Source organism: Enterobacter sp. DC1, assembly GCF_000568075.1.
Taxonomy (GTDB): Bacteria; Pseudomonadota; Gammaproteobacteria; order Enterobacterales; family Enterobacteriaceae; genus Enterobacter; species Enterobacter asburiae.
In genome coordinates this window covers 330,283-344,003 of the sequence record NZ_AZUA01000002.1, presented here as the reverse complement: position 1 = coordinate 344,003, position 13,721 = coordinate 330,283, and the positions used below count along the sequence as shown (strand labels likewise).

The 13,721-nt window shown below is 57.7% G+C and carries 11 protein-coding genes; all 11 read left to right on the top strand.

Annotation, left to right across the window (positions count from 1 at the left end):
- The first annotated feature begins 23 nt into the window (after nt 1-23).
- The 11 genes from gmd to wcaM all read left to right on the top strand — a co-directional run bounded on the left by gmd (nt 24) and on the right by wcaM (nt 13,652).
- On the top strand, nt 24-1,145 hold the full coding sequence (gene gmd / locus P346_RS14075) for a GDP-mannose 4,6-dehydratase (protein ID WP_014884502.1): 1,122 nt from the start codon (nt 24-26) through the stop codon (nt 1,143-1,145).
- 2 nt (nt 1,146-1,147) lie between these two features.
- The gene (gene fcl / locus P346_RS14080) at nt 1,148-2,113 is read left to right on the top strand and encodes a GDP-L-fucose synthase (protein ID WP_013097874.1); all 966 of its coding nucleotides are present in this window, start codon (nt 1,148-1,150) and stop codon (nt 2,111-2,113) included.
- A 2-nt stretch (nt 2,114-2,115) separates the two neighbouring features.
- On the top strand, nt 2,116-2,595 hold the full coding sequence (locus P346_RS14085) for a GDP-mannose mannosyl hydrolase (protein WP_032658823.1): 480 nt from the start codon (nt 2,116-2,118) through the stop codon (nt 2,593-2,595).
- Nucleotides 2,592-3,815: a colanic acid biosynthesis fucosyltransferase WcaI gene (gene wcaI, locus P346_RS14090; RefSeq protein ID WP_032658820.1), complete on the top strand. Its 1,224-nt coding sequence runs from the start codon at nt 2,592-2,594 to the stop codon at nt 3,813-3,815. Before P346_RS14085 ends, wcaI begins: the two co-directional genes overlap by 4 nt.
- Before the next feature lie 3 nt (nt 3,816-3,818).
- Nucleotides 3,819-5,255 (top strand): mannose-1-phosphate guanyltransferase, encoded by a 1,437-nt coding sequence (cpsB, locus tag P346_RS14095; protein ID WP_032658817.1) that lies wholly within the window; start codon nt 3,819-3,821, stop codon nt 5,253-5,255.
- A 111-nt stretch (nt 5,256-5,366) separates the two neighbouring features.
- Nucleotides 5,367-6,737, top strand: coding sequence for a colanic acid biosynthesis phosphomannomutase CpsG (cpsG, locus tag P346_RS14100; RefSeq protein WP_032658816.1), 1,371 nt, complete (start codon nt 5,367-5,369; stop codon nt 6,735-6,737).
- A gap of 121 nt (nt 6,738-6,858) precedes the next feature.
- Entirely contained in the window at nt 6,859-8,253 is a 1,395-nt protein-coding gene (wcaJ, locus tag P346_RS14105; RefSeq protein WP_029742027.1) for an undecaprenyl-phosphate glucose phosphotransferase, read from the top strand.
- A gap of 1 nt (nt 8,254) precedes the next feature.
- Nucleotides 8,255-9,733 carry a colanic acid undecaprenyl disphosphate flippase WzxC gene (gene wzxC, locus P346_RS14110; RefSeq protein ID WP_032658814.1) on the top strand — a complete coding sequence of 493 codons (1,479 nt, stop codon included), beginning with the start codon at nt 8,255-8,257 and terminating at the stop codon, nt 9,731-9,733.
- A 17-nt stretch (nt 9,734-9,750) separates the two neighbouring features.
- Nucleotides 9,751-11,031 carry a colanic acid biosynthesis pyruvyl transferase WcaK gene (wcaK, locus tag P346_RS14115; RefSeq protein ID WP_032658813.1) on the top strand — a complete coding sequence of 427 codons (1,281 nt, stop codon included), beginning with the start codon at nt 9,751-9,753 and terminating at the stop codon, nt 11,029-11,031.
- Nucleotides 11,028-12,248, top strand: coding sequence for a colanic acid biosynthesis glycosyltransferase WcaL (wcaL, locus tag P346_RS14120; RefSeq protein ID WP_032658810.1), 1,221 nt, complete (start codon nt 11,028-11,030; stop codon nt 12,246-12,248). The genes wcaK and wcaL overlap by 4 nt, the downstream gene beginning before the upstream one ends.
- Nucleotides 12,249-12,260: 12 nt before the next feature.
- The gene (gene wcaM / locus P346_RS14125; protein ID WP_032658809.1) at nt 12,261-13,652 is read left to right on the top strand and encodes a colanic acid biosynthesis protein WcaM; all 1,392 of its coding nucleotides are present in this window, start codon (nt 12,261-12,263) and stop codon (nt 13,650-13,652) included.
- Nucleotides 13,653-13,721: the final 69 nt, after the last annotated feature.

Below are 13,721 nucleotides of genomic sequence, written 5' to 3'. Positions count from 1 at the left end.
TTCATAAGTAGAGGAATATAAACATGTCTAAAGTCGCTCTCATCACCGGCGTTACCGGGCAGGATGGTTCTTACCTGGCAGAGTTCCTGCTGGAAAAAGGGTATGAAGTGCACGGTATTAAACGTCGTGCGTCTTCTTTCAACACCGAACGTGTAGACCATATCTATCAGGATCCTCACGCGGCGAACCCGAAATTCCACCTGCACTACGGCGACCTGACCGATACCTCCAACCTGACCCGTATCCTGCAGGAAGTACAGCCGGATGAAGTCTACAACCTGGGCGCGATGAGCCACGTAGCGGTCTCCTTCGAGTCCCCGGAATACACCGCTGACGTTGATGCCATGGGTACGCTGCGTCTGCTGGAAGCGATCCGCTTCCTCGGCCTTGAGAAGAAAACTCGCTTCTACCAGGCATCCACCTCTGAGCTGTACGGTCTGGTGCAGGAAATCCCACAGAAAGAGACCACGCCGTTCTACCCGCGCTCTCCGTATGCGGTAGCAAAACTGTACGCCTACTGGATCACCGTAAACTACCGTGAATCCTACGGCATGTACGCCTGTAACGGCATCCTGTTCAACCACGAATCTCCACGTCGCGGCGAAACCTTCGTGACCCGCAAAATCACCCGCGCTATCGCCAACATCGCACAGGGTCTGGAGTCTTGCCTGCACCTCGGCAACATGGATTCCCTGCGTGACTGGGGCCATGCCAAAGACTACGTGAAAATGCAGTGGATGATGCTGCAGCAGGAACAGCCAGAAGACTTCGTGATTGCGACCGGCGTGCAGTACTCCGTACGTCAGTTCGTTGAAATGGCCGCGGCACAGCTGGGCATCAAACTGCGCTTCGAAGGTACCGGCGTGGAAGAGAAAGGTATTGTGGTTTCCGTGACCGGCCACGACGCACCGGGCGTGAAGCCAGGCGACGTAATTGTGCAGGTTGACCCGCGCTACTTCCGTCCTGCTGAAGTGGAAACCCTGCTGGGCGACCCAACCAAAGCGCACGAGAAGCTGGGCTGGAAACCAGAAATCACTCTGCAGGAGATGGTTTCCGAGATGGTAGCCAAAGATCTTGAAGCAGCGAAAAAACACTCCCTGCTCAAGTCTCATGGCTACGAGGTTGCCATCGCGCTGGAGTCCTGAGAATGACAAAACAACGTATTTTTGTCGCCGGTCATCGCGGAATGGTGGGTTCCGCGATTGTTCGCCAGCTCGAACAGCGCGGTGACGTCGAAGTGGTTGTCCGCACGCGCGACGAGCTGAACCTGCTCGACAGCCGCGCGGTACAGGACTTCTTTGCTAACGAACGCATTGACCAGGTGTATCTGGCGGCGGCGAAGGTAGGCGGCATTGTCGCTAACAACACCTACCCGGCGGATTTCATCTACGAAAACATGATGATCGAGAGCAACATCATTCACGCGGCGCATCTGCACAACGTGAATAAGCTGCTGTTCCTCGGATCGTCCTGTATTTACCCGAAAATGGCGAAACAGCCGATCGCCGAGAGCGAACTGCTGCAGGGCACGCTGGAAGCGACCAACGAGCCGTATGCGATTGCCAAGATTGCCGGGATCAAGCTGTGCGAGTCCTACAACCGTCAGTACAACCGCGACTATCGCTCGGTGATGCCGACCAACCTGTACGGACCGCACGACAACTTCCACCCGAGCAACTCGCACGTGATCCCGGCGCTGCTGCGCCGCTTCCACGAGGCGACCGCGGAGAACGCGCCGGACGTGGTGGTGTGGGGCAGCGGTACGCCGATGCGCGAGTTCCTGCACGTGGACGACATGGCTGCCGCCAGCATTCACGTGATGGAGCTGGATCGCGAGGTGTGGCAGGAGAACACCGAGCCGATGCTGTCGCACATCAACGTCGGTACCGGCGTGGACTGCACCATTCGCGAGCTGGCGCAAACCATCGCGCAGGTGGTGGGCTACAAAGGCCGCGTGGTGTTTGACGCCACGAAACCGGACGGCACGCCGCGCAAGCTGCTGGACGTGACCCGTCTGCATCAGCTGGGCTGGTATCACGAGGTGTCACTGGAGCAGGGTCTGGCCAGTACCTACCAGTGGTTCCTGGAAAACCAGCACCGCTTCCGGGGGTAACGATGTTTTTAAGTCAGGAAGATTTTGCCACGGTAGTGCGTTCCACTCCGCTCATCTCAATTGATTTGATCGTGGAGAACGAACGCGGCGAGTTCTTGCTGGGGAAACGAACCAACCGTCCTGCTCAGGGCTTCTGGTTCGTGCCCGGCGGGCGCGTGCAGAAGGATGAGACGCTGAGCGATGCGTTTGAGCGTCTCACTCTGGCGGAACTGGGCCTGCAGCTGCCGATGGCAGCGGGCCAGTTTTACGGGGTCTGGCAGCACTTCTATGACGATAACTTTTCAGGCTCCGGGTTCACCACGCACTACATCGTGCTGGGGTTCCGCCTGAAGGTGAGTGAGGCAGACCTGCGTCTGCCTGATTCTCAGCATGACGACTACCGCTGGCAGACGCCAGAGGCGCTGCTGGCCAGCGACAATGTGCATGACAACAGTCGTGCCTATTTCCTGGCCGATCGTCAGTCCGGAGTGCCGGGCTTATGAAAATTTTAGTATACGGAATCAACTACTCGCCGGAGCTAACCGGCATCGGGAAATACACCGGCGAGATGGTCGAGTGGATGGCGAGCCAGGGACATGACGTGCGGGTCATTACCGCGCCGCCGTACTATCCGGAGTGGAAAGTCGGGGAGCGCTACTCAAGCTGGCGCTACCGTCGCGAAGAGGGCGCAGCTACCGTCTGGCGCTGCCCGCTGTATGTGCCTAAGCAGCCCTCAACGCTGAAGCGGTTACTTCATCTGGGCAGCTTTGCCCTGAGCAGTTTCTTCCCGCTGATGGCGCAGCGTCGCTGGAAGCCGGATCGCATCATCGGCGTGGTGCCGACGCTGTTTTGCACGCCGGGCATGCGCCTGCTGGGCAAACTCTCCGGCGCGCGCACTCTACTGCACATACAGGATTACGAAGTTGACGCCATGCTGGGCCTGGGGATGGCAGGCAAAAGCAAAGGCGGCAAGGTGGCGAAGCTCGCCAGCGCGTTTGAGCGCAGCGGCTTGCACAACGTGGACTACGTCTCGACTATCTCGCGCTCGATGATGAACAAGGCGCAGGAGAAGGGCGTCCCGGCGGAGAAAGTCATTTTCTTCCCGAACTGGTCAGAAGTGGCGCGTTTTCGCGATGTAACTGAGCAAGATGCTCAGGCCCTGCGCGCGCAGCTCGGTTTGCCTGAAGATCAAAAAATCATTCTTTACTCAGGCAACATCGGCGAAAAGCAGGGGCTGGAAAGCGTGATTGAAGCGGCCCAGCTGCTGAGTGCACATCCGTGGACGTTTGTGATTGTCGGGCAGGGCGGTGGAAAAGCGCGGCTGGAAAAAATGGCCGGGGAACGCGGCCTGACCAACGTGAAATTTTTCCCGCTTCAGTCTTACGAGGCATTGCCTGCGCTGCTGAAGATGGGCGACTGCCATCTGGTGGTGCAAAAACGCGGCGCCGCGGACGCGGTGCTGCCGTCCAAGCTGACCAACATTCTGGCAGTGGGCGGCAACGCGGTGATCACGGCAGAAGCCGAAACAGAATTAGGCCAGCTGTGCGACAGCTATCCGGGGATTGCCGTGTGCGTGGAGCCGGAATCGGTCCCGGCGCTGGTAACCGGAATTGAAGAGGCACTTGCCATGCCAAAAGTGAACACGGTGGCACGTGAATATGCCGAACGCACGCTCGAGAAAGAGAACGTGCTGAGCCAATTTATTGCAGATATACGGGGATAAATCATGAGTCAAACCACTTTGTATCCGGTTGTGATGGCTGGTGGCTCTGGTAGCCGGTTGTGGCCGCTGTCCCGCGTGCTCTATCCAAAACAGTTCCTCTGCCTGAAAGGGGATCTCACCATGCTGCAGACGACGGTAAACCGTCTGCACGGCGTGGAGTGTGAAAGCCCGGTGGTGATTTGTAACGAACAGCACCGCTTTATTGTTGCCGAGCAGCTGCGCCAGCTGAATAAGCTTACCGAAAACATCATCCTGGAGCCTGCCGGTCGTAACACCGCGCCTGCGATCGCCCTGGCGGCGCTGGCGGCAAAACGCAGCAGCCCGAACTGTGACCCGCTGATGCTGGTCCTGGCGGCAGACCACGTTATCCAGCAGGAAGACGCCTTCCGCGACGCGGTGCGTGCGGCCATTCCTTACGCCGAGAGCGGCAAGCTGGTGACCTTCGGCATCGTGCCGGATCTGCCGGAAACCGGCTATGGCTATATTCGTCGCGGCAACGTGACGCCGGGTGAAGGCGACAGCGTGGCGTTTGACGTGGCGCAGTTTGTTGAAAAACCGAATCTGGAAACCGCGCAGGCGTATGTCGCCAGCGGTGAGTATTACTGGAACAGCGGGATGTTCCTGTTCCGCGCCGGACGCTATCTGGAAGAGCTGCGCAAATACCGCCCGGATATTCTGAACGCCTGCGAGAAAGCGATGGCGGTGGTGGACCCGGATCTCGACTTCATCCGCGTGGATGAAGAGGCGTTCCTCGCCTGCCCGGAAGAGTCCATTGACTACGCGGTGATGGAACGTACGGCGGACGCCGTCGTGGTACCGATGGATGCGGGCTGGAGCGATGTCGGCTCCTGGTCCTCCCTGTGGGAGATCAGCGCCCATACCCCGGAGGGTAACGTCCACCACGGCGATGTGATTAGCCACAAAACGGAAAACAGCTACGTCTACGCCGAATCCGGCCTGGTGACCACGGTCGGGGTGAAGGATCTGGTGGTTGTCCAGACTAAAGATGCCGTGCTGATTGCTGACCGTAACGCCGTGCAGGACGTTAAAAAAGTGGTGGAGAAGATCAAGGCGGACGGTCGCCACGAGCACCATATTCACCGCGAAGTCTACCGTCCGTGGGGGAAATATGACTCCATTGACTCCGGTGACCGCTATCAGGTGAAACGTATCACCGTGAAGCCGGGCGAGGGGCTGTCGGTGCAGATGCACCACCACCGCGCCGAGCACTGGGTGGTGGTCGCGGGTACCGCTAAAGTCACCATCGACGGTGAAGTCAAACTGCTCGGTGAAAACGAGTCCATTTATATTCCGCTGGGGGCGACGCACTGTCTGGAGAACCCGGGGAAAATTCCTCTCGACTTAATTGAGGTGCGCTCCGGCTCGTATCTGGAAGAGGACGATATCGTGCGCTTCCAGGACCGCTACGGGCGGGTGTAGCACTCTGCATTATGCCCGGTGGCGCTGCGCTTGCCGGGCCTACGAATGACAAAAAAATCAATTTGGCCATTTAGTGGTCAGGGCCGACTGTTGCCTGAAAAAGGGGTCATCATGGAAAAATTAACCTGTTTTAAAGCCTACGATATTCGCGGCAAGCTGGGCGAAGAGCTGAATGAAGACATCGCGTGGCGCATTGGCCGCGCGTACGGCGAATATTTAAAACCGCAGACCATTGTGCTGGGCGGCGACGTGCGTCTGACCAGTGAATCCCTCAAGCTGGCCCTGGCGAAAGGGCTGCAGGACGCGGGGGTGGACGTGCTGGATATCGGCCTTTCCGGGACCGAGGAGATTTACTTTGCCACCTTCCACCTGGGCGTGGACGGCGGTATCGAAGTGACGGCCAGCCACAACCCGATGGACTACAATGGCATGAAGCTGGTGCGCAAGGGCGCCCGTCCTATCAGCGGCGACACCGGCCTGCGCGACGTGCAGCGCCTGGCGGAAGCCAACGATTTCCCGCCGGTGAACGACGCGAAGCGCGGCAGCTACAAAAAAATTAACCTCCAGAAAGACTACATTGACCACCTGCTGGGCTACATCAACGTGGCGAACCTTAAGCCGCTGAAGCTGGTGATTAACTCCGGTAACGGCGCGGCAGGCCCGGTGGTGGACGCGCTGGAAGCCCGCTTTAAGGCGCTGAACGTGCCGGTCACCTTCATCAAGGTGCACAACACCCCGGACGGCAACTTCCCGAACGGTATTCCTAACCCGCTGCTGCCGGAGTGCCGCGACGACACCCGCAACGCGGTGATTGAGCACGGCGCGGACATGGGTATCGCCTTTGACGGCGATTTCGACCGCTGCTTCCTGTTCGACGAGAAAGGGCAGTTCATCGAGGGCTACTACATTGTCGGCCTGCTGGCGGAAGCGTTCCTCGAGAAAAACCCGGGCGCGAAGATCATTCATGACCCGCGCCTTTCCTGGAACACCGTCGACGTGGTGTCAGCGGCAGGCGGCACGCCGGTGATGTCCAAAACCGGCCACGCCTTCATCAAAGAGCGCATGCGCGAAGAAGACGCCATCTACGGCGGCGAGATGAGCGCCCACCACTACTTCCGTGATTTTGCCTACTGCGACAGCGGGATGATCCCGTGGCTGCTGGTCACCGAGCTGCTGTGCCTGAAGGGGCAGACGCTGGGCGAGCTGGTGCGCGACCGTATGGCGGCGTTCCCGGCGAGCGGGGAGATCAACAGCAAGCTGGCGCAGCCAGCCGAGGCCATTGCCCGCGTGGAGCAGCACTTTGCGATTCACGCGCTGGAAATTGACCGTACGGACGGCATCAGCATGGCGTTCCCGCAGTGGCGCTTCAACCTGCGCTCGTCCAACACCGAGCCGGTGGTGCGCCTGAACGTGGAATCCCGTGCTGACACGGCGCTGATGGAAGCCCGAACGAAGGACATTCTGGCGCTGTTGAATCAGTAATACGAAAACCTTACCCCTCACCCTAACCCTCTCCCCAGAGGGAACTTGAACACCCTCTACCCTCTGGGGAGAGGGCCGGGGTGAGGGGCGAGGGGTAAGGTTTAGAACTAAAGGAACAACGATGACGAATCTAAAAAAACGCGAACGAGCGAGAACGAATGCATCGTTAATCTCTATGGTGCAGCGTTTTTCTGATATCACCATCATGGTCGGTGGATTGTGGGCGGTGTGTCGGATCGGCGGGCTGCCGTTCTTATACATGCATCTGCTGATGGCGCTGATTGCGCTGGTCGTGTTTCAGATGATCGGCGGGATGACCGATTTCTACCGCTCGTGGCGCGGCGTTAAAATGACCACCGAACTGATGCTGTTGCTGCAGAACTGGACCCTGAGCCTGATCTTCAGCGCTGGCCTGGTGGCGTTCAGCCATGATTTTGACAATCGCCTCGTCACCTATCTCTGCTGGTATCTGCTGACCAGCGTCGGCATGGTGGTGTGCCGTTCCCTGATCCGCTTTGGCGCGGGCTGGCTGCGTAACCGGGGCTATAACCGTCGCTTCGTTGCCGTGGCGGGCGATCTGCCGGTCGGGAAGGTGCTGCTCGACAGCTTCCGCAAAGAGCCGTGGTTAGGGTTTGAAGTGGTAGGGATTTATCACGACGCGAAGCCGGGCGGCGTGCCGTCGGACTGGGCGGGCAATTACGAACAGCTTATTGAAGACGCGAAAGCCGGTAAAATTCACAACGTTTACATCGCCATGCAGATGAGAGACGAATCCCGCATTAAGCAGCTGATGCGCGAGCTGGCGGACACCACCTGTTCGGTGATCCTGATCCCGGACGTCTTTACCTTTAACATCCTCCATTCACGCATTGAAGAAGTGAACGGCGTGCCGGTGGTACCGCTGTACGACACCCCGCTGTCGGGCATTAACCGCGTGCTGAAGCGCGCGGAAGATATTGTGCTCTCTTCGCTGATCCTGCTGCTGATTTCGCCTGTTTTGTGCTGCATTGCCCTCGCGGTGAAGCTGAGCTCTCCCGGCCCGGTTATCTTCCGCCAGACCCGCTACGGTATGGACGGTAAGCCGATTATGGTGTGGAAATTCCGCTCCATGAAGGTGATGGAAAACGACAAGGTGGTGACCCAGGCAACGCAGAACGATCCGCGCGTCACCCGCGTGGGGAACTTCCTGCGCCGCACCTCGCTGGATGAACTCCCGCAGTTTATCAACGTCTTTACCGGCGGCATGTCGATTGTTGGCCCGCGTCCGCACGCGGTGGCGCACAACGAGCAGTATCGCTCGCTGATTGAGGGCTACATGCTGCGTCATAAGGTGAAGCCGGGCATCACCGGTTGGGCGCAGATCAACGGCTGGCGCGGCGAAACCGACACGCTGGAAAAAATGGAAAAACGTATCGAATTCGATCTGGAGTACATCCGCGAATGGAGTATCTGGTTCGATATCAAGATCGTTTTTCTGACCATCTTCAAAGGTTTCGTGAACAAAGCGGCGTACTAAGATGAGCTTACGTGAAAAAACCATCAGCGGGGCGAAGTGGTCAGCGATGGCGACCATCGTCATCATTGGCCTCGGTCTGGTGCAGATGACCGTGCTGGCGCGCATTATTGATAATCACCAGTTCGGTCTGCTGACCGTCTCGCTGGTGATCATCGCGCTGGCCGATACGCTGTCTGATTTTGGTATCGCCAACTCGATTATCCAGCGCAAAGAGATCAGCCATCTTGAGCTGACTACGCTCTACTGGCTGAACGTGGGGCTGGGGATTTTCGTGTTCGTGCTGGTGTTCCTGCTGAGCGACACCATCGCCAGCGTGCTGCATAACCCGGATCTGGCTCCGCTGATGCGCACGCTGTCGTTTGCTTTCGTGGTGATCCCGCACGGGCAGCAGTTCCGCGCGCTGATGCAGAAAGAGCTGGAGTTCAACAAGATCGGCATGATCGAGACCAGCGCGGTGCTGGCGGGTTTTACCTTCACCGTGGTGAGCGCCCATTTCTGGCCGCTGGCGATGACCGCTATCCTCGGATACCTGGTTAACTCTTCCGTGCGTACGCTGCTGTTCGGCTACTTTGGCCGCAAGATCTACCGTCCCGGGCTGCATTTCTCTCTCGCATCCGTCTCGTCCAACCTGCGCTTTGGCGCGTGGCTGACGGCGGACAGCATCATCAACTATGTGAATACCAACCTGTCGACGCTGGTACTGGCGCGTATTCTTGGTGCGAGCGTGGCGGGGGGCTACAACCTGGCCTACAACGTCGCGGTGGTGCCGCCGATGAAGCTGAACCCGATAATCACCCGCGTCCTGTTCCCGGCGTTCGCCAAGATTCAGGACGACACCGAAAAGCTGCGCGTTAACTTTTACAAGCTGCTTTCCGTGGTGGGGATTATCAACTTCCCGGTGCTGCTTGGGCTGATGGTAGTTTCCAGCAACTTCGTGCCGCTGGTGTTTGGCGAGAAGTGGAACGGCATCATCCCGATCCTTCAGCTGCTGTGCGTGGTGGGGCTGCTGCGCTCCGTGGGGAATCCGATTGGTTCCCTGCTGATGGCAAAAGCGCGCGTGGATATCAGCTTCAAGTTCAACGTGTTCAAAACCTTCCTGTTTATTCCGGCGATTATCGTCGGCGGCCATATGGCGGGCGCCATTGGCGTCACGCTGGGCTTCCTGCTGGTGCAGATAATCAATACCGTGCTGAGCTACTTCATCATGATCAAGCCGGTGCTGGGCTCCAGCTACCGTCAGTACATCCTGAGCCTGTGGCTGCCGTTCTATCTCTCGTTGCCGACCCTGGCGGTGAGCTACGGCCTGGGCATCATCCTCAGCGGTCACCTGCCGCTGGCCGCGCTGCTGGCGGTGCAGGTTGCCGCGGGCGCGCTGGCATTCGTCGTGATGATTGTGCTGTCGCGCAATGCGCTGGTGGTAGAGATGAAGCGCCAGTTTTGCCGTAACGAAAAAATGAAAACGCTGCTTCGCGCAGGCTAGTTATTTAAGAGGCCATTATGAAATTATTAATTCTTGGCAACCATACCTGCGGCAACCGTGGCGACAGCGCCATCCTGCGCGGTTTACTGGATGCAATTAACACCCTTAAGCCTGAGACCGAAGTGGACGTGATGAGCCGTTATCCGGTCAGCTCATCCTGGTTACTGAACCGCCCGGTAATGGGCGACCCGCTCTACAGCCAGATGAAACAGCACAACAACGCCGCGGGCGTGATGGGCCGCGTGAAGAAAGTGCTGCGTCGTCGCTACCAGCACCAGGTGCTGCTTTCCCGCGTGACCGACACCGGCAAGCTGCGCAACATCGCGATCGCGCAGGGCTTCACCGACTTTGTTCGTCTACTGTCCGGCTATGATGCCATTATCCAGGTCGGCGGTTCGTTCTTCGTCGATCTTTACGGCGTGCCGCAGTTTGAGCATGCGCTCTGCACCTTTATGGCGAAAAAGCCGTTGTTTATGATTGGCCACAGCGTCGGGCCATTCCAGGATCCGCAGTTTAACCAGCTCGCAAACTACGTGTTCGGCCACTGCGACGCGTTGATCCTGCGCGAGTCGGTTAGCCTCGACATGATGAAGCGCAGTGAAATTGACACCTCAAAAGTTGAGCACGGCGTGGACACAGCGTGGCTGGTGGATCACCAGGACGACAGCTTCCAGCCGAGCTACGCGGTGCAGCACTGGCTCGACGTGGCGGCGAAACAGAAAACCGTCGCCATAACTCTGCGCGAGCTGGCGCCCTTTGATAAACGTTTAGGTACGACGCAGGCGGCGTATGAGAAAGCCTTCGCCGACGTGGTGAACCGCGTGCTGGACAGCGGGTACCAGGTGTTGGCGTTGTCCACCTGTACCGGTATCGACAGTTACAACAAAGACGACCGTATGGTGGCGCTGAACCTGCGCAATCTGGTGAACGATCCGTCCCGCTATCACGTGGTGATGGATGAACTGAACGACCTTGAGATGGGCAAGCTGCTCTCCGCCTGTGACCTGACGGTGGGCACCCGTCTGCACTCCGCCATTATCTCCATGAACTTCGGCACGCCGGCCATTGCCATTAACTATGAGCACAAGTCCGCCGGGATTATGCAGCAGCTCGGTATGCCGGAAATGGCGGTGGATATTCGTCATCTGCTGGACGGATCGCTCGGGGCGATGGTGGGGGACACGCTCGGCCAACTGCCTGCTATCAATGAACGTCTGGCGGTGGCGGTGAAAGCCGAGCGCGAGAAGGGCATTGGGATGGTGAAATCGGTACTCGATCGCGTACGGGAGGGGAAATGAAGGTTGGTTTCTTCTTACTGAAATTTCCGCTGTCGTCCGAAACGTTTGTTCTGAACCAAATCACCGCGTTTATCGATATGGGATATGACGTGGAGATTATCGCCCTGCAAAAGGGCGATACCCAAAACACCCATGCGGCGTATACCCAGTATGGGCTCGAGGCGAAAACCCGCTGGCTGCAGGATGAGCCGTCCGGGAAGCTGAGCAAGCTGCGCCACCGGGCCAGCAAGACCTTACGCGGGATCCACCGCGCGTCGACCTGGCGGGCGCTGAATGTTTCCCGCTATGGGTCCGAATCCCGCAATCTGATCCTGTCGGCCATATGTGGGCAAACGGCGCAGCCGTATCGTGCCGACGTGTTTATCGCCCACTTTGGCCCGGCGGGCGTCACCGCCGCGAAGCTGCGAGAGCTGGGCGTGATTGACGGTAAAATTGCGACCATCTTCCACGGTATCGACATCTCCAGCCGCGAAGTGCTGAATCACTACACGCCGGAGTATCAGCAGCTTTTCCGCCGCGGCGACATGATGCTGCCGATCAGCGACCTGTGGGCCGGACGCCTGAAAAACATGGGTTGCCCGGGAGAGAAAATTGCCGTTTCGCGTATGGGCGTGGATTTAACGCGCTTCACTCGCCGTCCTGTAAAGGTGCCGGGAAAACCGCTGCAGATCATCTCCGTTGCTCGCCTGACCGAGAAGAAAGGCCTCCATGTGGCTATTGAAGCCTGCCGCCAGCTGAAAGCGCGCGGGGTAGATTTCCACTATCGCATTCTCGGCATTGGGCCGTGGGAGCGTCGTCTGCGCACGCTTATCGAACAGTATCAGCTGGAAGATGTCGTAGAGATGCCGGGCTTCAAGCCGAGCCACGAGGTCAAGGCCATGCTCGACGAGGCGGATGTCTTTCTACTGCCTTCGGTGACGGGCGCCGATGGCGATATGGAAGGCATTCCGGTGGCGCTGATGGAGGCGATGGCCGTAGGTATTCCGGTGGTATCAACCCTGCACAGCGGGATCCCGGAGCTGATTAAGTCTGACCATTCCGGCTGGCTGGTGCCGGAGAATAACGCGATGGCCCTTGCGGACCGATTAGCAGCCTTCAGCGATATTGACCAGCAGGCGCTGGAGCCCGTGCTCCAGAACGCCCGACAAAAAGTGGAAACCGATTTTAACCAGCAGGTGATTAACCGCCAGTTAGCGAGCCTGCTGCAAACGTTGTAACGCCGAGGATGTATGCTGAAAAAGATTACCCGACGCACTTTTGTCTCTTCTCTCTCCGTTCTGGCGGCCGCGCCGCTGCTGTCGTCACGCATCGCGCGGGCGGCAAGCGGCAGAACGGTCTCTGTTAATCAGTACAATAACAACGACTGGATCGCCGCCTTTAAGCAGGCGTTCAATGACGGCGACACCGTCGTGGTCCCCGCCGGGCTCACCTGCGAAAACATCAATACGGGCATTTTCATTCCCGACGGTAAAACGCTGCTGATCCGCGGGGCGTTAACCGGCAACGGGCGCGGCCGCTTTGTTCTGCAGGAAGGTAGCAAAGTGATAGGCGAAGGTGCCGGTCGCACGGAGAACATCACGCTCGACGTTCGCGGCTCTGGCTGCGTCATCAAAGGGCTGGCCATGAGCGGTTTTGGCCCGGTGACGCAGATCTACATCGGCGGCAAGAAACCGAGCGTGATGCGCAATTTGCTGATTGATAACATCAGCGTGAGTCAGGCCAACTACGCCATCCTGCGCCAGGGGTTCCACAACCAGGTGGACGGTGCCCGCATCACCAACAGTAAATTTAGCCATCTCCAGGGCGATGCGATCGAGTGGAACGTCGCCATCAACGATCGCAATATCCTGATCTCCGATCATGTCATCGATAACATCAACTGCACCAACGGAAAGATCAACTGGGGCATCGGCATTGGCCTCGCCGGCAGCACCTACGATAACGACTATCCGGAGAAGCAAACCGTCAAGAACTTCGTGGTGGCAAACATCACCGGCAGCAACTGTCGCCAGCTGGTGCACGTTGAAAATGGTAAACATTTTGTTATTCGCAATATTAAGGCCAAAAATATAACTCCCGACTTCAGTAAAAAGGCGGGAATAGACAACGCCACGGTGGCCATTTACGGCTGTGATAATTTCATTATTGATAATGTCGACATGGTTAACAGCGCCGGAATGTTAATCGGCTATGGGGTGATAAAAGGCGATTATTTGTCCATCCCACAGAACTTCAAGCTCAATAATATTCACCTCGATAATCGACAGCTTGCGTATAAATTGCGCGGAATACAGATTTCATCCGGTAACGCCACCTCGTTTGTGGCGATAACCAACGTGGAAATGCAGCGTGCCACGCTTGAACTGCACAACAAGCCGCAGCATCTTTTTTTACGAAACATCAATGTGATGCAGGAAGCCGCTGTGGGTCCCGCCCTGAAGATCAACTTCGACCTGCGCAAGGATGTGCGGGGTAAATTTATGGCGAAAGATGAGACCTTGCTGTCGCTGGCGAACATTAAAGCGGTGAATGAGAAGGGGCAAAGCTCGGTGGATATTGACCGAGTCGACCAGCAGGTGGTGAATGTGGAAAAGCTTAACTTTGCGCTTCCGCACAGATAATCGACAATTAGCTGTTTTGAGACTATTCCTGGGAAAGAAGCGTGATCTATTCAGATTACAACTACAGAA

Bases quoted from the DNA above. Each gene is read 5' to 3' on its own strand.
- gmd (WP_014884502.1), top strand. From the start codon at position 24: ATGTCTAAAGTCGCTCTCATCACCGGCGTTACCGGGCAGGATGGTTCT.
- fcl (WP_013097874.1), top strand. From the start codon at position 1,148: ATGACAAAACAACGTATTTTTGTCGCCGGTCATCGCGGAATGGTGGGT.
- P346_RS14085 (WP_032658823.1), top strand. From the start codon at position 2,116: ATGTTTTTAAGTCAGGAAGATTTTGCCACGGTAGTGCGTTCCACTCCG.
- wcaI (WP_032658820.1), top strand. From the start codon at position 2,592: ATGAAAATTTTAGTATACGGAATCAACTACTCGCCGGAGCTAACCGGC.
- cpsB (WP_032658817.1), top strand. From the start codon at position 3,819: ATGAGTCAAACCACTTTGTATCCGGTTGTGATGGCTGGTGGCTCTGGT.
- cpsG (WP_032658816.1), top strand. From the start codon at position 5,367: ATGGAAAAATTAACCTGTTTTAAAGCCTACGATATTCGCGGCAAGCTG.
- wcaJ (WP_029742027.1), top strand. From the start codon at position 6,859: ATGACGAATCTAAAAAAACGCGAACGAGCGAGAACGAATGCATCGTTA.
- wzxC (WP_032658814.1), top strand. From the start codon at position 8,255: ATGAGCTTACGTGAAAAAACCATCAGCGGGGCGAAGTGGTCAGCGATG.
- wcaK (WP_032658813.1), top strand. From the start codon at position 9,751: ATGAAATTATTAATTCTTGGCAACCATACCTGCGGCAACCGTGGCGAC.
- wcaL (WP_032658810.1), top strand. From the start codon at position 11,028: ATGAAGGTTGGTTTCTTCTTACTGAAATTTCCGCTGTCGTCCGAAACG.
- wcaM (WP_032658809.1), top strand. From the start codon at position 12,261: ATGCTGAAAAAGATTACCCGACGCACTTTTGTCTCTTCTCTCTCCGTT.